This window comes from Methylobacterium sp. GXS13 (assembly GCF_001455965.1).
GTDB lineage: Bacteria > Pseudomonadota > Alphaproteobacteria > Rhizobiales > Beijerinckiaceae > Methylobacterium.
Map to the genome: position 1 here is coordinate 1 of NZ_LKKO01000050.1, position 19,602 is coordinate 19,602.

The following is a 19,602-nucleotide window of genomic DNA, read 5'->3' on the forward strand; positions in this document are numbered from 1 at the left end:
GAGCGGCGTGCCCAGAACCCGATCCCATCTCGAACTCGGCCGTTAAACACGCCAGCGCCCATGGTACTGTGTCTCAAGGCACGGGAGAGTCGGTCGCCGCCAGACCCGCACAACGCAATCACACCCAACATCCCCTCAACACGATCACCGCTACGGCCCCGGAGCCCGCCCGACACAGGCGGACAGCCACCCCGGATCAGCCGCACAACCTTGGCGCGGGGTGGAGCAGCCCGGTAGCTCGTCAGGCTCATAACCTGAAGGTCACAGGTTCAAATCCTGTCCCCGCAACCAACCAAACTCACCGATTCAGAACCCGGCCCGCTCACGCGGACCGGGTTTTTGCGTTTGGGGCTCAGCGGCCCTCGCCCCCGAGCACGAGGCGCAGGGACCGGGCGAGTTCGTCGCGGCGATAGGGCTTGTTCAGGACCGGCAATTCACCGTGGCCGATGACCTGCCCCTCGTCGAGATTGGCGACATAGCCTGAAGTCAGCAGCACCTTGATCCCGGGACGTACCCGCTGGGCCTCGACGGCGAGCTGCGAGCCATTCATCCCGCCCGGCATGACCACGTCCGAGAACAGGATGTCGATGCGCTCCACGTCCCGGAGATGCGCCAGCGCCTCCGCAGCGTTGCGGGCAATGATGACCCGGTAGCGCAACTCCTCCAGGCTCTCCACCGCCATCCCGAGCACCTGCTCGTCGTCCTCGACCAGCAGCACGGTCTCGCCCTCGCCGGCGCGACGCAGGGGGATGGCACGCAGCACGCCGGTCCCGGTCTCCTCGTCGGCCGGGTCGGTGGAGCGCGGAAAGTAGAGGTTCACGGTGGTGCCGGTCCCGACCTCGGAGGCGATCTCGACGAAGCCGTTGGCGCTGCGGGTGAAGCCGTAGACTTGGCTGAGGCCGAGCCCCGTGCCCTTGCCGACTTCCTTGGTGGTGAAGAACGGCTCGAACACCCGCTGGAGCTTGTCGGGCGCGATGCCGTTGCCGGTGTCGGCCACCGAGACCAGCACGTAGGGCCCGGGCGCCACGCCCTTCTCAGCCACCGCACCTGTCCCGAGATGGGCGTTGCGGCTCGTCACGGCGATCCGGGTGTGACCGGTGCGGCCTTCCATGGCGTCGCGGGCATTCACGATCAGGTTCAGCACCGCGGCCTCGAACTGCGCCGGATCGATGCGGATCGGATCGAGAGCGGGATCGAGATCGAAGGCCAGCTCGACCGCGCCGCCTGCAGCGCGCTCCGCGAGCGGCCGGAAATCGAGGAGCAGGCGATTGGGGTTGAGCGTCTGCGGCCGCAGCATCTGGCGGCGTGAGAAGGCGAGGAGCTGCTGGGTCAGCTGCTCGCCGCGCCGGGCTGCGCCCATGGCGGCTTCCGCGAGCCGCTTCACCCGGTCGACCTGCTCCGGCCGCCGGAGCACCATGTCGAGGCCGCCGACGATGACGGTGAGCAGGTTGTTGAAGTCGTGGGCGACGCCGCCGGTGAGCTGGCCGATCGCCTCCATCTTCTGAGCCTGGCGCAACGCCTCCTCGGTGACGTGCTGGTCGGTGCGGTCCATCAGGATACCGGCGATCCGGGTCGCCGCGCCCGTCGCGTCGTGCTTGACCTGCCCCCGCAGGGCGACCCAGCGCACCGCTCCGTCGACCCGGCGGATGCGGCATTCGAGGTCGAGCCGGCCGGTCTCACCGACCGTCGAGAAGGCCCGGTCGACGCCCCCACGATCCTCGTCGACAACATGGGCCAGAAAGGTCTCCCGGCTCCAGAACGACTGGGGGGCGTCGTAGCCGAAGACAGCGTCGAAACGGGGCGAGCGCCGGGACGCGCCGGTGCCATAATCAAGGTCCCAGGAGCCCATCCCGGCGGCGTCGAGCGCGAAGGCCAGGGTCTCGTGGGCGGTCTCGACCTCCCGGGTCCGCTCGGTCACGCGCCGCTCCAGCCCCTCGTTGGCGAGCCGGAGCTGCTCCCGGTCACGCTCGCGTTCCAGGAGACGCTCGCGCGCCTGATACTGGCGACGGCGCGCCCGCAGGGCGGCGGCCGTGGCGCTGACCAGTGTCTCGGCGTTGATCGGGCGTTCCAGCAGGACGACGTTGCCGAGCCGGGCGAGGCGCTGGGACGCCGGCGCGGAGCGGTGGCCGAGCTGGCGGGTTGCCAGCACGATGAACGGGAAGTCCGACCACGCGGGCTGGGCGTCGAGCCAGGCGAACAGGTCGGCCAGATCGCCATCCCCGAGCGCCTCCTCGGTCACCAGGGCGGCGGCGGCCCCGGCCCGGAGAGCACCCAGCCAACCGGCGAGGTCGGAACAGATGGCGGCCTGCGCGCCGGCGCGCACGAGCACCTGCTCGGCCACCGCGGCGTCGCGCCCCCGCGGCGCCAGGATCAGGATGGACTCCTCGTCCGGCGCCGCGGCCATCACCGGACGCCGCCAGCCGGCGCGTCGCCGGTGAGCATCGCCACCGAGCCGCGATAGGAGGGCAGGCCGGTGAGCACGCCCTCGAAATCCGTCAGGGCCTCGCCGACCTGGATCCCTTGCGCGGACAGCTTCATCTCGCGGATGGTGCGCTCGTGCGCGTTGACCCGGCTCTTCACCACCGACAAGGCCGTGCGGACCTCACCCCTGGCTTCGAAAAACCGGAACAGCAGGATCGCGTCGCTGAGATAGCTGAGATCGATATCGGTGCGGACCTCGCCGATCACCCCGTGCTGCCCCAGGACCAGCAGCGTCGTGACGCCCTGCTGGTTCAGGTAGCTCAGCATCTCGTGCATTTGCAGGATGAGGAACTCCTCGCCCGGCATCGCGTGCAGGTAGGCGTTCAGGCTGTCGATCACCACGAAGCTGGACCCACGCTCCTCCACGGCCTGCCGGACCATGCTGGAGAACTCACCCGGAGAGAGTTCTGCCGGATCGATCTGCGTGATCGTCAGGCGCTTGGTCGCAAGATGCGGGGTCAGGTCCATGCCCAGGGTGATCGCGCGCGCGAGCAGGGTCGCGAGGCCCTCGTCGAACAGGTAATAGGTCGCGGTCTCGCCGCGCTCCAGGGCCGCCAGCATGCAGCGGATGGCGGTGGTCGTCTTGCCGACCCCGGACGGGCCCAGCAGCAAGGTGTTGGTGCCGGGCACCAATCCGCCGCCGAGCAGCAGGTCGAGCGCGCCCGTCCCGGTGGAGCGCGCCTTGGCGTCGAAGGGCGTATGATGCTCAGCGGCGATCAGGCGCGGGAAAACCCGGATGCCCCCGGTCTCGAGGGAAAAATCGTGGTCGCCGCCCCGGTACTTGATGCCGCGCATCTTGATGATGCGCAGCCGGCGCCGCTCGGATCCGAATTCGCGCAGCGTCTGCTCCAGCGAGACCACCCCGTGGGCGATGCTGTGAAGCTGCAGGTCGCCGGTCTCCGACGTGCGGTCGTCGAGCATCAGCACGGTGCAGGCCCGCCGGGCGAAGAACTGCTTGAGCGCCAGAATCTGGCGCCGGTAACGCAGCGGGTTCTGGGCCAGCAGGCGCAGCTCCGAGAGCGAATCGAACACGACCCGCTCGGGCTTCAGCGCCTCGACCCGGGTGATGACCTCCCGGACGGTCTCACCGAGTTCGATCTCGGACGGGTGGAGGATCGATTGCTCGCTATCGGGATCGAGCCCCATCTCGTTGACGAGTTCATAGACCTCGATGCCGTCCAGCGACCACCCATGGGTCGCCGCCGAGGCGCGCAGTTCCTGGCCGGTCTCGGACAGCGTGACGTACAGCGTCGCCTCGCCGCGCGCCGCGCCCTCGCGCAGGAACTGGAGCGCCAGAGTGGTCTTGCCGGTACCGGGGGTCCCCTCCAGCAGGTAGAGGCGGCTCGGCGTCAGGCCGCCGCAGAGGATGTCGTCCAAGCCGGGAACGCCGGTCGAGATCCGCGGCGCCGAGCTGGTCGGGAACGCCGTGTCGGTATCGGTCATCGGCTGGCTCAATGCTCCCCCGCTATCACACGCTCCATCGGTGCGGCGCGCACGGTAGCGGCCGCACCAGACCTTGTCAGCGCCGGCAGCGACGCAGCCGTCGCGCCCGCCGCCGCGGCCCTCACGCCTCGATCATGTCCCGGATGCGCGTGGCCAGCGTCTCGATCACGAAGGGCTTCGTGAGGACCTGCATGCCGTCATCCAGGTAGCCGTTGCCCACGGCGGCATTCTCGGCATAGCCGGTGATGAACAACACCTTCAGCCCCGGACGGGTTTCGCGGGCGGCATCCGCCACCTGTCGGCCGTTCATCCCGCCCGGCAGGCCGACATCCGTGATCAGCAGGTCGATGCGCGCATCCGATTGCAGGACCTTCAGCCCGGACGGCCCGTCCGCGGCCTCGATCGCCCGATAGCCGAGATCCTCCAGGATCTCGGTCACCAGCATGCGCACCGAGGGCTCGTCGTCGATGACGAGGACCGTCTCGCCCTGCTCGGCCCGCGGCGGCGCGGCGAGGTCCGGCATCTCCGAAACCGCGGAGATGTCACCGTGGAAGCGCGGCAGGTAGAGGCAGACGGTGGTTCCCTGTCCGACCTCGGAATAGATCCGCACCTGCCCGCCGGATTGCCGGGCAAAGCCGTAGATCATCGACAGGCCGAGGCCGGTGCCCTGGCCGATGGGCTTGGTGGTGAAGAACGGGTCGAAGGCCTTGGCGATCACCTCCGGGGGCATGCCGGTCCCGGTATCGGTCACGCACAGTGACAGGTACTGGCCGTGCGGCAGGTCGCGCTCCCGGGCGGCGCGGTCGTCGAGCCAGCGGTTGGCGGTCTCGATGGTGATCCGCCCGCCCTCCGGCATGGCGTCGCGGGCGTTGATGCAGAGGTTCAGGAGCCCGTTCTCGAGCTGGCCCGGATCGACCAGGGCAGGCCACAGGCCTGCCGAGCCCACCACCTCGATATGGATCGAGGGGCCGACAGTCCGGCGGACCAGCTCCTCCATGCCGTGGACCAGGGCGTTCACGTCGGTGGGCTTGGGGTCGAGGGTCTGGCGGCGCGAGAAGGCGAGCAGGCGGTGGGTCAGCGCCGCCGCCCGCTTGGCCGCGCCCTGGGCGGCGGTCATGTAGCGGTCGAGGTCGGTCATCCGGCCCTGGCTCATGCGCGTCTGCAGCAGTTCCAGGCTGCCCGAGATGCCGGTGAGCAGGTTGTTGAAGTCGTGGGCGATGCCGCCGGTCAGTTGTCCGACCGCCTCCATCTTCTGCGATTGCCGCAGGGCCTCCTCGACCTTCGCACGCTGGGCGGCCTCCTCCTCGACGCGCTGCTCCAGGGTGGCGTTGAACGCCTCCAGCGCGGCCTTGGCGCGGAGTTCCGCCTCGATGTTGCGGGCCTCGATGACCGTCCCGATCGCCTCGCCGCGCTCGTTCCGGATCGGGCTCGCGGTGAAGCCGACCGGATAGAATGAGCCGTCCTTGTGGACGAAGACCTCCTCGCCCTGCTCGCGCTCGTTCTCCGGGAAGGCCTGGTCGATCGGGCATTCGCAGAGCGGGTAGGGCGACCCGTCCGGCCGCGTGTGGTGGACCACGTCGTGCAGGGCGCGGCCCTCGGTCTCCTCCAGGGCGAAGCCGGTGAGCATCTCGGCGGCGCGGTTCATGTAGCTGCAGTGCTGGCGCTCATCCATCAGGAAGATCGCCTGCGAGGTGTTGTTGAGGATGGCATCGAGCCGGCGCGTGGTCTCGACCAGGCGCTCCTCGGCGGCCTTGCGGTCGTGGATGTCGGTGACCGAGCCGATATAGCCGCGAAAGACGCCATCCTCGCCGATACGGGGCTGGGCCGCGTCGATGAACCAGCGATAACGCCCATCCGCACCGCGCAGGCGGTACTCAACCCGGAACTCGCCGTGCCGGGCGTTGGCGGCCAGGAACGCTTGGCCCGAGGCGGCCCGGTCGTCCGGGTGGACCGCGTCGAGCCAGCCCAGGCCCAGGCTCTCCGCCTCGGCCTGGCCGGTATACTCGTACCAGCGCCGGTTGAGGTAGACGCAGGCCCCGTCGGCCCCGGTCACCCACATCATGACCGGGGCATGGTCGGCCATGTTGCGGAACCGCGCCTCGCTCTCGCGCAAAGCTGTCTCGACCCGCATCCGGGCGGTCGTCTCCGTGCACGTGCAGAACAGGCCGGCCACCGCGCCGGCCTCGTCCCGGAGCGGCGCGTAGGAGAAGGTGAACCAGGTCTCTTCCGCATATCCATGGCGGTTCATGACCAGGGGCAGGTTCTCGACCCAGGTCGCTTCGCCGGCCAGCTTCGCCTCGACGAACGGCGCGATGTCGGACCAGATCTCCGTCCAGACCTGCCGCAAGGGCGCGCCCATCGCGGCCGGGTGCTTGCCACCCAGGAGCCCGGTATAGGCGTCGTTGTAGAGGAAGCTCAGCTCGGGCCCTGCGGCTACGAACATCGGGAAGCCGGAGCCCTGCATCAGACTGACGGCGGCGCTCAGCCAGTGGGGCCAGCCTTGGGGCGAGCCGAGGGTCGAGGACGACCAGTCGACAGCGCGCATGACGGCGCCCGTCGCCCCACCGCCCGCGATGGAATCCAACCCGTTCGTCCGCTCGTCCGACAGAGCGCCCCCGTTACCCGCACGCTCCGTCACCCTGGCCAATCCGGTCTCCTTCGCGTCCCACCCGCTCACCGAACCCTTCGATAACGCAATGCAGCGGCGGCCGTTCTCGGATTCGGCGCGATCGTCGGTGCGATCGGTTGCCGAGCACGGTCTCTATCGCGCCAGCGGAGGGGTACGCCAAATCCCGGGCTGATGCATCGGGAGCGGATCGGTCGATCTCCGTGCGCGTTGACGGTCGGAAAAAGATGGCTCCTAAGGCTTTCGCAGCCGCCTGAATTGCCGTGCACCCCGATCCGTGAGGCGCTATGGCGGTGGTCTGCCCCGCCCCGGGCTCGACGTGAGGCCCGACCTTGGCGCACACCCGTTCCCTACTGTTCGTCGCATACTGGACCATCTGGACGGCCCTGTTCGTCGCACCGCTGGCGGTCCTGGCCCTGGCTGGGGCGCCGGCGCGGCCGGTCCGGACAGCGGCGCGGCTCTGGGCGCGGGGGGTCCTGGCGGGCCTGCACCGGATCGTCGGGCTGCGCTACGTCGAGGAGGGGCGCGAGCACCTTCCGGCCGAGCCCTGCCTGCTCGTGGCCAACCACCAATCGACCTGGGAGACCCTGGCCTTCCTGGTGCTGGTTCCCGACGTGGCCATCGTGGCCAAGCGCGAATTGCTGGCGATCCCGGTGGTGGGCTGGTTCCTGCGGCGCTCGCCGATGATCGTGATCGATCGCACCAACGGTACTCAGGCCCTGCGGGCGATCATCGAGGGCAGCCAGGCGGCCGGCTCGGCGGGCCGCTCGGTGCTGATCTTTCCGGAGGGGACCCGGGGCCGGGCCGGCGATCCGCTGCAGTTCAAGCGCGGCGTGGAGCTGCTCTACGGCCGGCTGCGCCTGCCGGTGGTGCCGGTGGCGGTGAATTCGGGACTGTTCTGGCCCCGCGGTGCGGCCACGCGGGCCGGCACCATCGTGGTCAGCTACCTCGCCGCCCTCGCCCCCGGCCTTCCGGCGGCAGAATTCCTCCGCGGCACCGAGGGCGCGATCGACCGCGAGCTCGACCGCTGGCGCCCGGCCGACGCGCAGGGACGGCGTTAAAGCATCATCCGGAACCGCAATCCCGGAGTTGCTCGCCGCGGGGCCCGCAGCACGCAGGCCATCGACTGCGCGTGAACAGGCGCGGGATCCGCCCGCGCGGAGCCAAGCGGCTGCGCGAGGTCGACTTCACCCCCCAGGCACACGACGCATTCGGATGCGCGAACCGCCTCAAGAGCAAGCGGGAACGCGGATCTGCCGCCGGACAAAGTTCAGACCCCTGTTCCCGCCAAATCTGTACTTGATTAATAGCAATATTATCGATCACAGGATCGCCGCCCCTCGCAACGCTGATCTTGACTAAGATCGGTGCTTTGAAACGTCAGCGATCCACTGAATATCGCCCGCCTCAGTATTCCCTACCGACGTCGCGCATTGCAACTCACAGTTGTATCGCGGGTTGCTTGGTGAACCCGGAGGTGTTCATGTCACTATCTCCCGCCGCAATCCTCAGCCCCGCCTCGCGCTCGCTCGCATGGCTCGTCGGCCCCGACGCGCTCCTGTCCTCGACCGCCCTCTCCACCGGCCAGCTCGCGAGCCTCGGCCCGATCGCCTCGCTCATCGAGGGTGCCGTCGATGTCGGGTCCGCCGACGCGAACGGATCGGTGCTTCCCGACGCGGTCGGCACCACGGCGAACCAGATCGTGCTCGACACCCACGCGCAGCTGGAAGGACTCGGCCATGAGGTCGCGCCGCTGAACGGACCGCTGCACGGCCTGACCAATCTCGGCGAGACCGTGGGCCTCGGCCATATCGGCGAGACCGGCAACCTGATCACCGACCTGACGAGCGTCGCCGCCAACCCGGCCGGTTCCGCAGCCATCCCGGCCCTGCTCGGCGATGCCGGCGCCGTCAGCGCGGCCGCCGAGACCTTGCTGGACTCGATCACGGCCGTGCCGGCGAGCGGCAACGGCCTCGTCGGAGCCGGCGGGATCCTCAGCCCGGCGACCAGCGTCCTCAACCAGGCCGTCCTCGACGTGCACACCACGTTGGAGGATGTCGGCCACCAGATCCCGGTGCTCAACGGACCGGTCCACGCGGTCACGGGGCTCGGCGAGACGGTCGGCCTCGGTCATATCGGCGAGGCCGGCAACCTGCTGACCGACACCCTGGCGCTGCCCGGATCGCTCCTGACCGGCGGCGGGCTCTCCGCGGCGAGCCCCGTCCTGACCGATCTCGGCCACGTCCTCGCCTCCGCCGATACCCTGGTCGGCTCCCTCACCGGCGTCGCCAATGCCGGCGGCCTGCTGTCCTCGGACGGGCTGCTGGCCCCGGTCACCAACCTCGCGAACACGGCGGTCCTCGACATCCACGCGGCCCTGGAGAATGTCGGGCACGCGATCCCGCTCCTGAACGACGCGCTCCACGGCCTGACCAATCTCGGCGAGACCCTCGGCCTCGGCCACCTGGGTGAGGGCGGCAACCTCCTGACCGACGTGGCTTCGCTCCCGGGCGAGCTCCTGGGCGGACACGGCCTCGGGGCCCTGTCGCCGATCCTCGGCGATGTCGGCGCGGTGACCCAGGCCACCGGCGGCCTGCTCGGGGGCGTCACCGGCATCGTCGGCGGTCTCGGCGGTCTCGGCGGCGGAGCCGGCACCCCGGCCGGCGGTCTGCTTGCTCCCGTCACCTCTGCTGTGGACGGTCTGCTCGGCGGCCATGACGGTGGTGCCGGGACGCCCCTCGACGGTCTGCTCGGCGGCCTCACCGGCGGCGGTACTTCGGCCGGCGGACTGTTGACCTCGGTCACATCCACGGTGGACGGCCTGCTCGGCGGCCATGGCAGCGGAGCCGGGACGCCCCTCGACGGCCTGCTCGGCGGCCTCACCGGCGGCGGCGGCGGTACTTCGGCCGGCGGACTGCTGTCTCCGGTCACCTCCGCGGTGGACAGCCTGCTCGGCGGCCATGGCGCGACGCCCTTGGACGGCTTGCTCGGCGGTGTCACCGGCGGCCTCGGCGACGGTGCGGGAGCGCCGGGCGGCAACCTGCTCGCTCCGGTCACGTCCGCGGTGGATGGCCTCCTCGGCAGCCATGCTGGCGGCGGTTCCGCATCGCCCCTCGATGGCCTGCTCGAGGGCCTCACCGGCGGGCAATCGGTCGGAACCGGAACGCTGCTCGGGACGAACGCGCCGCTGCAGCCTGTCGCGGCCGTCGCCAACGGCGTGATCGACGGTGTCCACGCGACGCTGGAGCAGGTCGGCCACGACGTGCCGGTCCTGAACGACTCGGTCCACGCCGTGATCAACCTCGGAACCACCATCGGCCTCGGCGAGCTCGGCGAGTCGAGCAACCTCGTGACCGACGCGGTCAACCTGCCGGGCGCAGTGCTGAACGGTGGTGCGGCCCCCGCGGCCGGGCAAGTGGCGAGCGATGTCGGGCATGTCGCGGAGGCGGCTGGCGGCGTGCTGGGGTCGGTGACCGGTGCCCTCTCGGGTGCCGCCACCGGCGGACAGGGCAGTGGCGGTCCGCTGGACGGCGTGCTCGGAACCGTGACCTCGGTCCTGGGCGGTTCCGGGTCTGGTGCGGGCAGCCCGGTCGGCGGCCTGCTGGGCGGCCTGACCGGCGGGGCCTCGGATCACGGCGGCACCGGCACCCATCCGCTGATCGACGTGGCCGCGGGCCCGACCACCACGACGCCCCTGGCCAACGCCGCCGTGCTCACCCCGGCGGCGGATCCGTCCCACCTCGTCCAGGCGAGCGCGATCGCGGTGGGCGCCGACCAGCCGAGTCTCGCCACCGCGAACCTGCTCTCCGGTGACAGCATCCTGCTGCCGCAGAGCACCGGCGGAGGCGCGGATTCCCTCGTCGGGCACCTCCTGAGCCCGGCCTCGGCGACATCGGCCGGGGCGGGCGGGGGCGGGGCCGGGGCCTCCCATGACGCGAGCCTCGATCTGGGGATCACCACGATCGACCTCGGCGGCCATGCCGATGTCCATCATACCGACCCGACCCCGCACACGGCCACGAGCGGCCTGCACCTGCTCGGCCTCTGACGGCCAAGCCCCCCGCCGCCCACGCGGCGGGGGTTTTTTTTGCCGCACCGAGTCTCCAGGGGGATGGTCCTGTGACCGACGAACGCGTGTTGCGTGTTGCGAAGCGCCGGGAATTCTGGGCCGCCGTCCGGGCAGGGCGCGCATCCCTGATCACCGTGATGATCGTCAGCGGCCTGATCAACCTGCTGATGCTGACCGCCCCGATCTTCATGCTCCAGGTCTACGACCGGGTGCTGCCGAGCCGCAGCATCGCCACCCTGGTCGGGCTCGCCGGCATCGCCCTGATGCTGTTCGTGATCCAGAGCGTGTTCGAGGTGTTCCGCGCCCGGATCCTGTCGCGGTTCGGTCGCCTCGTGGACGAGCGCCTCGGCCCGCGGATCTTCCGCACCCTGCTGGAGCGCGGCTCCGAGACGCCCCGCGGCGACGACGGCCCCCAGGCCCTGCGCGACCTCGACACCGTCCGGGGCTTCGTGTCGAGCCTGGCGCTCACCGCCTTCTTCGACCTGCCTTGGGTTCCGCTCTACATCGCGGTCTGCTTCCTGTTCCATCCCTGGCTCGGGGCGGCGATCGCGGCCGGCGCCCTGTTCCTCTGCGTGCTGACAGTCCTGACCGACTGGGCCTCCGCCGAGACCACCCGGGAGACCGTGCGGGTCGCCGGCGAGCGCCGGTCCTTCACCGACATGGCGCACCGGACGGCGCCGCTGCTCTGCGCGCTGGGGATGCGGTCGCGGGTGGCCGATCTCTGGCAGGTGCGGACCCGCCGGAACCTCGACGTCGCGACCTCCAGCAACGATCTCGCCATCGGCTTCGGCGCGGTGGCGCGCCTGCTGCGCACGGTGCTGCAATCCGGGATCCTGGGGCTCGGCGCCTACCTGGTGGTGCGCGAGGAGGCCACCGCCGGGGTCATGCTGGCCGCCACGATCCTGTCGGCCCGGGCGCTCGCGCCGGTGGACCTCGCCATCGCCAACTGGAAGTCGTTCTCGGCCGCCCGGCAGGCCTGGAGCCGGCTCGTGGCGTTCCTGCCCCGGCGGGAGCCGGAGACCCTGACGCCGCTGCCGGCGCCCCGGGAGAGCGTGCGCGTGACCGCCCTGTCGATCGCCGCCCCCGGGACCGACAGCCTGATCCTGCACGACGTCAACGTCGCCCTCGCCCCCGGCAGCGCGCTCGGGGTGATCGGCGCCAGCGGCTCGGGCAAGTCCACCTTCGCCCGCGCGCTCGTCGGCCTGGCTCGGCCGGTCCGCGGGGTGATCCGCCTCGACGGCGCGGCGATCGACCAGTGGGATCCCGACGCCCTCGGGCGCGCCGTCGGCTACCTGCCGCAGGACATCGAGATGTTCGACGGCACCATCGCGGAGAACATCACCCGGTTCGACCCGGCGCCGGACCCGGAGGCCCTGCAAGCAGCCGCCAAGGCGGCGGGCGTCCACGAGGTCGTGCTGCGGCTTCCGGGCGGCTACGACGCCCGGGTCGGCGCCGGTGGGCTCGGCCTGTCGGGGGGCCAGCGCCAGCGGATCGCGCTGGCGCGGGCGCTCTACGGCGACCCGTTCTTGGTGGTGCTCGACGAGCCGAACTCCAACCTCGACGTCGACGGCGACCGCGCCCTGTCGGCCGCCGTGCAGGGGGTGCGCGCCCGGGGCGGCATCGTGGTGGTGATCGCCCACCGGCCGAGCGCGCTCGCTTCGGTCGACCGCATCCTGGTTCTCGGCGAGGGCCGCGTGCGGCTGCACGGGCCCCGCGACGAAGTCCTGGCGCAACTGGGCGCCCTGACCCGGCAGACACCCACGAGGGTCGCATGACGCGCGCGCAGGTTCCGACCGACCCGACCCGCGAGACCCGGCGCTCACTGCGGCGGCACGTCGTCGGCGTCGCCGCCGTGATCGTGCTGGCCACCGGGACCGGCGCCTGGACGGCCGCCACCGAACTGTCCGGGGCGATCATCGCCACGGGCTCCCTGGTGGTCGAGAGCAACATCAAGAAGGTCCAGCACCCCACCGGCGGCGTGGTCGCCGAACTGCCGATCCAGGAGGGCGCCCGCGTCCAGGCCGGCGACCTTCTGGTCCGCCTCGACGCCACCACCACCCGGGCCACCTACGACAGCGTCACCAAGAGCCTGTGGGAGATCGCCGCCCGCAACGCCCGGCTGGAGGCCGAGCGCGACGGCCGCGACGAGCCCGTCTTCCCGGCCGATCTCGCCGGGGCGGGACCCGACGTCACCCGGATCGTCGACGGCGAGCGCAAGCTGTTCCGCTTCCGCCGCGACGCGCTCCAGGGCCAGAAGGCGCAGCTGCGCGAGCGGATCGGGCAGCTGCGCGAGGAGATCAAGGGCCTGGTCGAGCAGGCCTCCGCCAAGGAGCAGGAGACCACGATCATCGGGCGGGAATACGAGGGCGTCGAGGACCTCTGGAAGAAGAACCTGATCCAGCTGACCCGGCTCACCAGCCTCCAGCGCGACATGTCCCGCCTCAAGGGCGAGCGTGGGGTCCTGGTGGCCAACATCGCCCAGACCAAGGGCAAGGTCTCGGAGACCGAGCTGCAGATCATCCAGCTCGAGCAGAACCTGCGCAGCGACGTCGCCAAGGAACTGGCCGAGAACCGCGCCAAGGCCGCGACCCTGACCGAGCAGCGGATCGCCGCCTTCGACCAGCTCCAGCGCATCGAGATCCGCGCGCCGCAGACCGGCTACGTGCACGAACTCGCGGTCCATACCCGCGGCGGCGTGATCTCCCCGGGCGAGCCAATCATGCTGATCGTGCCGACCGCCGATTCCCTGGTGGCCGAGGTCCGGGTCGCCCCCCAGGACATCGACCGGCTGCAGACCGGCCAGGCCGCGGGCCTGCGCTTTCCGAGCTTCGACCAGCGGACGACGCCGGAGCTCAATGGCCGGGTCACCCGGATCGCGGCGGATGTCAGCGAGGATAAGCGGACCGGCAGCTTCTACTACCTCGTGCGCCTGGGCGTGACCAAGGATGAGCTGAACCGGCTCGACGGCGCCAAGCTGATGCCCGGCATGCCGGTGGAGGCCTTCATCCGGACCGCCGACCGGACGGTCCTGTCGTACCTCACCAAGCCCCTGGTCGATCAGGCGCGCCGGGCCTTTCGCGAGAAATAGGCCCGCCCCGCCCCGCCGGCAGGAATTTTGCAACTCTTGATTGCATACATGACGTGATGCGGCGGAACCGACAGGCCAGCCCCGATGCCGATCGACCCGAACAACCTCGCCCAGACCGCGACCCTCACCTACAGCGCCGAGTTCAACACCCTCGACCTCTGGAACGGGACATCGGGCCTCGACACGGCGGGCGGCCCGCAATGGGGGAGCTACGTCACCGCAACCGGAACGCGGCCGTTCAACCAGGAGCAGGAGTGGTACGTCCGGGCCGATCATCCCACGGATGGGAGTGCCGCGGCGCTGCCGAACCCGTTCAGCGTCCATAACGGCATCCTGTCCATCACGGCGGCGCCGGCGGACCCGTCGCTGCTCTCGGAGCTCGGCGGCCAGCCCTACACGTCGGGGATGATCAACACCTCCCACAGCTTCAGCCAGACCTACGGCTACTTCGAGATGCGGGCCGAGCTGCCGGCCGGGCAGGGGGTGTGGCCGGCCTTCTGGCTGCTGTCGCAGGACGGCTCCTGGCCCCCGGAGATCGACGTGATGGAGATGCTCGGGCACGATCCCGGCACGCTCTACACGACCGTGCACAGCCTGGCGCCCGGCCAGACCCCCGGCGACCACACGGTGAGCCAGGGCGTGTCGCACGTCGCCGACATGAGCGACGGCTTCCACACCTACGGGGTCGATTGGGGGCCGGACAGCCTGGCCTTCTACTTCGACGGCCAGGAGGTCTATCGGACGCCCACCCCCGCCAGCCTGGACAAGCCCATGTACATGATCGCCAATTTGGCGATCGGCGGGACATGGCCGGGCGATGCCGACGCGTCGACGCCGTTCCCGGCCCAGATGAACATCGACTACCTGCGCGCCTACCAGGCGAACCCGAACACCGGCACGAGCGCGAGCCTGGAGCCGGTCTTCCATTTCTACGATGCGTCCACCGGCCAGCATCTCTACACGGCCAGCACGGCGGAGCGGGACGCGATCAAGACGTCCCAGCCGGCCTACGCGTATCAGGGGGTCGGCTGGGCCGCCCCCACCGGATCCGCCGGCACCGAGGACGTATTCCACTTCACGAACGCGGCGACCGGCGACCATTTCTACACCGCCAGCGCGGCGGAACGGGACGGCCTGATCGGCTCCGGTTCGGGCTACCGCTACGACGGCGTCGCCTTCGAGGCCTACAGCGATCCCTCCGCGGCCGGATCGGCCGCGATGAACATCGAACGCTTCGTCAACACCGAGAGCGGCCGCCACTACTACGCGTCCAGCGCCGCGGAGATCACCTATATCGAGCAGGGCCACGCCGGCACCGGCTGGATCGACGAAGGTCACGCCTTCACGCTGCACGCCCCGACCCAGAGCATGTTCGGCCTGTAGTGTCCCGGGGGAGAGTACGGTCCGGAGCGCATGGCCCCGATGACACGGATCCGGCGGGGGCGGGCACATCGGATCACGATTGCGGCAGCACGGACCGAAAACCGCTTTCGTCCGTGATGTTTACCCGCGAGGTCTGGAACAAACGCCGGAGCCGTCTTTTGTGCTGGCACTCCCACATGTCGGCTCGTTCCGGATCATCCGACGCCACCCTTTGAGACAGGAGATCGCTGTGCCCGCGGCGCAGAGTGCGATCATGCGCCAGCTCACCCGGCCAGCGGCCTCGGCCGCCGGAATCGTCGGGACGTGTACGTCCTGGTCAAGCGCGGCTGCGGCGTGACCGGCCGGGTCACGCTGGACGTGATCGAGCATCTGCCCGCACGCTCGAAGACCGTCGACCGCATGATCGCCGGCCTCGCGGTGATCCTGGCGATGCTGGGCATCGCGGTGGGCGCCTCCCTCTATCAGCAGCGCGGCAGCGAGGCCGTCCGTCACGCCCTGGCGGTCGAGGGCCGCCTCGGCCGGGTGCTCTCGGCGGTCCAGGACGCCGAGACCGGGCAGCGCGGCTACCTGCTGACCGAGGACGAGAATTTTTTGCCGCCGTTCCGAAATGGGCGGTCCAAGGTCAACGGCGAGATCACCCGGCTGAACGATCTGCTCCAGGACGACGACAGCCAGCGCGCCGAACTCGACGGCCTGATCCTGCTGATCCGGGAAAAACTCGGCGAGCTCGGCGCCACCATCGACCTGCACCGGAGCGGCGATACCGAGGCGAGCCGTACCCTCGTCCGCGAGGGGAGCGGGCGCCGCCTGATGGACGAGATCCGCACCGTCGTGCGCCGCATGGAGGCCCAGGAGGCGGCCCTGATGGAGCAGCGCGAGGCGGCGGTCTCCCGGATCGCGCTGCTGATCTGGGCAGCCCTGGCGGGGCTCGTCCTGGTGTTGATCCTGTTTGCCGTCTCGGCCATGCGGGAGGCCGGGCGCCGCCGCCGGCTGTCACGCTTCCTGCCCCAGGAGCTGGTCTCGCGCCTGGCCGACGACGATGGCAGCCTGCGGGCCGGCCGGCGGCAGCAGGCGGTCATCGCTTTCGTCGACATGCGCGGCTCCACCGCCCTGGCCGAGCGCCTCGATCCGCAGCAGCTGTCCGCCTTCCTATCCGCGTTCCGGCGCCGGGTGATGCGCGTGGCCCGGCTGCATAACGGCGTCGTCGACAAGTTCATCGGCGACGGCGCCCTGGTGGTGTTCGGCCTGCCCGAGGCGCAGGGAGACGACGCCGCCCGGGCGGTGGCCTTCGCCACGGACCTGGTCGCGGTCATCGCCCGCTGGAACCTCAAGGGCGAGTACGACGCCACGGTGCAGATCGGGGTCGGGCTCCATTGTGGCGAGGTGTTCAGCGGGATCATCGGCGAGGAGGCGCGCTACGAGTTCACCGTCCTGGGCGACACCGTGAACGTGGCTGCCCGCCTGGAGCAGGCGACCAAGGTCCACGGCGTTCCGATCCTGGCCTCGGAGGCCGTCCGGCACGCGGCCAGCTCGGTGACCGCGACCTGGCGGGAGGTCAGCCGCGAGCCCCTGCGCCGCCGCCGGGAGCCGATGGCCTATTTTTCGGTCGAGCGTCCGGCGCAGACCGGGCCGGCACCGGCCCGTCTCCGCGACGTCGCTCCTGCCCCCGCGATGGCGTTGTAGCCGTTCCTCCCAGCTGCGCCCTGGGCGCGGACGTGACCCACCGAGAGGCCGATGCCCACCGACCTGTCCTGGCTGCTGCGCCGTGAGACCCTGCTGGCCGGCGCCGTCGCGCTCCTGGCCGCTGCCGCCCTCCTTGCCTGGTATCTCCTGCAGGCGACGGTGCTGATCGTCGCGGTCGCCCCCCGGGACGGGACCGAGCCCGGCCTGATCCGCGCCTACGCGAACGCGCTGGAATCCGGCAGCACCGGCCTGCGCCTCAAGATCCTCGATTTCGACGACGTGCGCGAGAGCGCCGCCGCCCTGCAGGACGGGCGCGCCGACCTGGCGGTGGTGCGGCCCGACGTCCTGCTGCCGACCAACGGCCTCACCCTGGCGATCCTGCGCGACCAGGCGATGATCATCGCCTCGCCCGAGCAGGCCGGCATCAAGGATTTCCCGCACCTGGCGGGCAAGCGGCTCGGCATCGGCGGCCACCGGGACGCGGATATCTGGCTGCTCAAGAGCGTCCTGGGTTATTACGGCCTGAGCCTGGAGCCGGGGACGGGGGGCGGCCCCGGCGACCGCGCCGTCGTGCTCGTGCCGGTGGCGGAGGATGCTGTGGCGGGGGCGATCCGCGAGAAGCGGATCGACGCCTTCATCAGCATCATCGCGCCCTCCGCCCCAAAGGCCCTCGCTCTGGTGGCGGCGGTCCGCTCGGTGGCCCGGGGCGGCAAGGTCGAGTTCGTCGCCGTCGAGGACGACGACGCGGTGATCGAGCGCTTCCCCAAGCTCCAGGCCGTAACCATCCCCGGCGGCCTGTTCGGCGGCCGTCCGAAATTGCCGGCGGACGACGTGAAGACGGTGGGCGCCTCCTATCGCCTGATGGCCCGCGCATCCCTGAGCCGCGCGATGGCAGCCGACATGACCCAACAGCTGTTCGAGAAGCGCACGGAAGCCGGCCACGCCACCGAGGCCGCCGACTACGTCCAGGCCCCCGCCTACGAGACCACGGTGGCGGCCACCAGCGCCCGGATCCCGATCCATCCGGGGGCGCTCGACTATTACGAGCGCGAGCAGCACGGCTTCGTCGAGCGCTACGGCGACACGCTCTACCTGCTCGGCGCGCTGGCCGGCGGCCTGGTCTCGGTGCTGGCCTGGATCCGGCAGCGCCTGGCCGGCCTGCGCCGGGAGCACATCGACGAGATCGTGGAGCGGCTCCTGGCGATCACCGAGCAGGCCCGGGCCATCCGGGACCCGGCGGCGATCGCCGATCTCACCCGCGAGGTCGAGCGCTTGGTCGGCGACGCGGTCCGCTACGCCCGCGAGCGGGCCCCCGACGCCGCCACGATGTCGGCCGTCTCCATCGCCCTCGACACCGCCCGGGCGACGATCGCCGATCTCCGCCACGTCGCGGCCGCGGGGCAGAGCGGCGCACGCACGCCTTACGAAGTGGCGGGGTGACCAGGGCGGTCGAGATAGCGATGTCCGATGTTCGCCGCGCCGTTGGCGCGCCCTACGGGAATCGAACCCGTGTTTTCGCCGTGAAAGGGCGACGTCCTGGACCGCTAGACGAAGGGCGCTTTGGCTAGGCCGAGGTTCTATAGTCGGCGGCGTCGCGTCCGGCAACCGTCGATCCGCATGTCGGCGTGGGTTTGACCGCGGGACGGGTTGGAGCGATGGAGGGGCATGGTGCAGATCCCGCCCCGCATGACCCTCGTCCTCGGCGGGGCGCGTTCCGGCAAGAGTGCCTACGCGGAGGGGCTGATCGAAGCCTGTCCCGGCCCGTGGCTCTATCTCGCCACGGCGCAGGCCTTCGACGACGAGATGGTCGCGCGCATCGCCCAGCACCGGGCCCGGCGCCCGGGAGCGTGGCGGACCCGCGACGTCCCGCTCGCCCTGCCGGAGGCGGTGGCGGCGGCGGAGGGACCCGTCCTGGTCGATTGCCTCACCCTCTGGCTCACCAACCTGATCCTGGCGGAGGCCGATGTGGCGGAGTCCGTCGAGGGACTCCTCGCCGCCTGCGCGCAGGCGCCGGGGCCGCTGGTGCTGGTCGGCAACGAGGTCGGGCTCGGGATCGTGCCCGACAACGCGCTCGCCCGCCGCTTCCGCGACGAGGCCGGGCGCCTGCACCAGCGGCTCGCCGCCCGGGCCGACCGGGTCGTGCTCACCGTGGCGGGTCTGCCGCTCGTCGTGAAGCCGCAAGCCCCCCTTCAAGCCCCCATCCCTGGAGCCTCCGCATGAGCGACGATGCGACCCGTCATCGGGAGAAGATGGAGAAGCGCAAGGCCGTGCAGGACGCCGAGGTGGCGGCCAAGACCGTCGAGAAGGGCCTGCTCCTGGTCCATACCGGCCCCGGCAAGGGCAAGAGCACGGCGGCGCTCGGGCTGATGCTGCGCGCGCTCGGCCGCGGCTGGCGGGTCGGCATGGTGCAGTTCATCAAGGGCGGCTGGGACACGGGCGAGCGTCACGCGGTCGCGGCCTTCGGCGACAGGGTCGCCTGGCACACGCTGGGGGAGGGGTTCACCTGGGAGACCCAGGACAAGGCCCGGGACATCGCCGCCTGCCGCCACGCCTGGGATGTGGCCGAGGGCCTCATGGCCGATCCCACGATCCGCCTGCTCGTCCTCGACGAGCTCAACATCGCCCTGCGTTACGACTACCTCGACCTCGAAGCCGTGGTCGCCGCCCTCACGCGCCGCCGGCCGGACCTGCACGTGGTCGTCACCGGCCGCAACGCCAAGCCGGCCCTGATCGAGGCCGCCGACCTCGTCACCGAGATGGGCAGCGTGAAGCACCACTTCTCGGCCGGCGTGAAGGCCCAGGAGGGGATCGAGTTCTGAAGCCCACGCA

12 protein-coding genes, 2 tRNA genes and 1 rRNA gene are annotated in these 19,602 nt (G+C 70.8%); 11 read left to right on the plus strand and 4 right to left on the minus strand.

The features are described from left to right. Window positions 1-105 (plus strand): 5S ribosomal RNA (gene rrf / locus AO398_RS18500); the annotation flags it as partial. A gap of 109 nt (window positions 106-214) precedes the next feature. Continuing rightward, window positions 215-291 (plus strand) — tRNA-Met (locus tag AO398_RS18505). A gap of 61 nt (window positions 292-352) precedes the next feature. On the opposite strand, the gene AO398_RS18510 is transcribed toward AO398_RS18505, so the two are convergent. The 3 genes from AO398_RS18510 to AO398_RS18520 all read right to left on the minus strand — a co-directional run bounded on the left by AO398_RS18510 (window position 353) and on the right by AO398_RS18520 (window position 6,469). Then, on the minus strand, window positions 353-2,404 hold the full coding sequence (locus tag AO398_RS18510) for a PAS domain-containing hybrid sensor histidine kinase/response regulator (RefSeq protein WP_201025795.1): 2,052 nt from the start codon (window positions 2,402-2,404) through the stop codon (window positions 353-355). Next, window positions 2,404-3,924 carry an ATPase domain-containing protein gene (locus AO398_RS18515; RefSeq protein ID WP_058193585.1) on the minus strand — a complete coding sequence of 507 codons (1,521 nt, stop codon included), beginning with the start codon at window positions 3,922-3,924 and terminating at the stop codon, window positions 2,404-2,406. Before AO398_RS18515 ends, AO398_RS18510 begins: the two co-directional genes overlap by 1 nt. A 121-nt stretch (window positions 3,925-4,045) precedes the next feature. Further along, window positions 4,046-6,469 carry a PAS domain S-box protein gene (locus AO398_RS18520; RefSeq protein ID WP_082643341.1) on the minus strand — a complete coding sequence of 808 codons (2,424 nt, stop codon included), beginning with the start codon at window positions 6,467-6,469 and terminating at the stop codon, window positions 4,046-4,048. Between the two features lie 413 nt (window positions 6,470-6,882). Here AO398_RS18520 and AO398_RS18525 point away from each other — a divergent pair, with 413 nt between their 5' ends. The 7 genes from AO398_RS18525 (at window position 6,883) to AO398_RS18555 (ending at window position 18,213) form a co-directional block, all read left to right on the plus strand. Then, complete coding sequence (locus AO398_RS18525; RefSeq protein ID WP_058193587.1) at window positions 6,883-7,611, plus strand: lysophospholipid acyltransferase family protein; 729 nt, start codon at window positions 6,883-6,885, stop codon at window positions 7,609-7,611. A gap of 422 nt (window positions 7,612-8,033) precedes the next feature. Beyond that, window positions 8,034-10,598 carry a hypothetical protein gene (locus AO398_RS18530; RefSeq protein WP_058193588.1) on the plus strand — a complete coding sequence of 855 codons (2,565 nt, stop codon included), beginning with the start codon at window positions 8,034-8,036 and terminating at the stop codon, window positions 10,596-10,598. 71 nt (window positions 10,599-10,669) lie between these two features. Then, entirely contained in the window at window positions 10,670-12,394 is a 1,725-nt protein-coding gene (locus AO398_RS18535) for a type I secretion system permease/ATPase (RefSeq protein ID WP_058193589.1), read from the plus strand. Then, window positions 12,391-13,707 (plus strand): HlyD family type I secretion periplasmic adaptor subunit, encoded by a 1,317-nt coding sequence (locus tag AO398_RS18540; protein WP_058193590.1) that lies wholly within the window; start codon window positions 12,391-12,393, stop codon window positions 13,705-13,707. The genes AO398_RS18535 and AO398_RS18540 overlap by 4 nt, the downstream gene beginning before the upstream one ends. 84 nt (window positions 13,708-13,791) lie before the next feature. Then, complete coding sequence (locus AO398_RS18545; RefSeq protein WP_058193591.1) at window positions 13,792-15,090, plus strand: family 16 glycosylhydrolase; 1,299 nt, start codon at window positions 13,792-13,794, stop codon at window positions 15,088-15,090. Between the two features lie 303 nt (window positions 15,091-15,393). Then, window positions 15,394-16,773, plus strand: coding sequence for a CHASE3 domain-containing protein (locus AO398_RS18550; protein ID WP_244498820.1), 1,380 nt, complete (start codon window positions 15,394-15,396; stop codon window positions 16,771-16,773). A 51-nt stretch (window positions 16,774-16,824) separates the two neighbouring features. Then, window positions 16,825-18,213, plus strand: coding sequence for a TAXI family TRAP transporter solute-binding subunit (locus tag AO398_RS18555; protein ID WP_058193592.1), 1,389 nt, complete (start codon window positions 16,825-16,827; stop codon window positions 18,211-18,213). Between the two features lie 43 nt (window positions 18,214-18,256). Here AO398_RS18555 and AO398_RS18560 read toward each other — a convergent pair. Beyond that, window positions 18,257-18,332 (minus strand) — tRNA-Glu (locus AO398_RS18560). 106 nt (window positions 18,333-18,438) lie between these two features. Here AO398_RS18560 and cobU point away from each other — a divergent pair. Together cobU and cobO are read left to right on the plus strand one after the other, a co-directional pair. Next, entirely contained in the window at window positions 18,439-18,993 is a 555-nt protein-coding gene (gene cobU / locus AO398_RS18565) for a bifunctional adenosylcobinamide kinase/adenosylcobinamide-phosphate guanylyltransferase (protein WP_201025796.1), read from the plus strand. Then, a complete protein-coding gene (gene cobO, locus AO398_RS18570; RefSeq protein ID WP_058193593.1) occupies window positions 18,990-19,592 on the plus strand; it encodes a cob(I)yrinic acid a,c-diamide adenosyltransferase in 603 nt (200 codons plus the stop codon). The genes cobU and cobO overlap by 4 nt, the downstream gene beginning before the upstream one ends. Window positions 19,593-19,602: the final 10 nt, after the last annotated feature.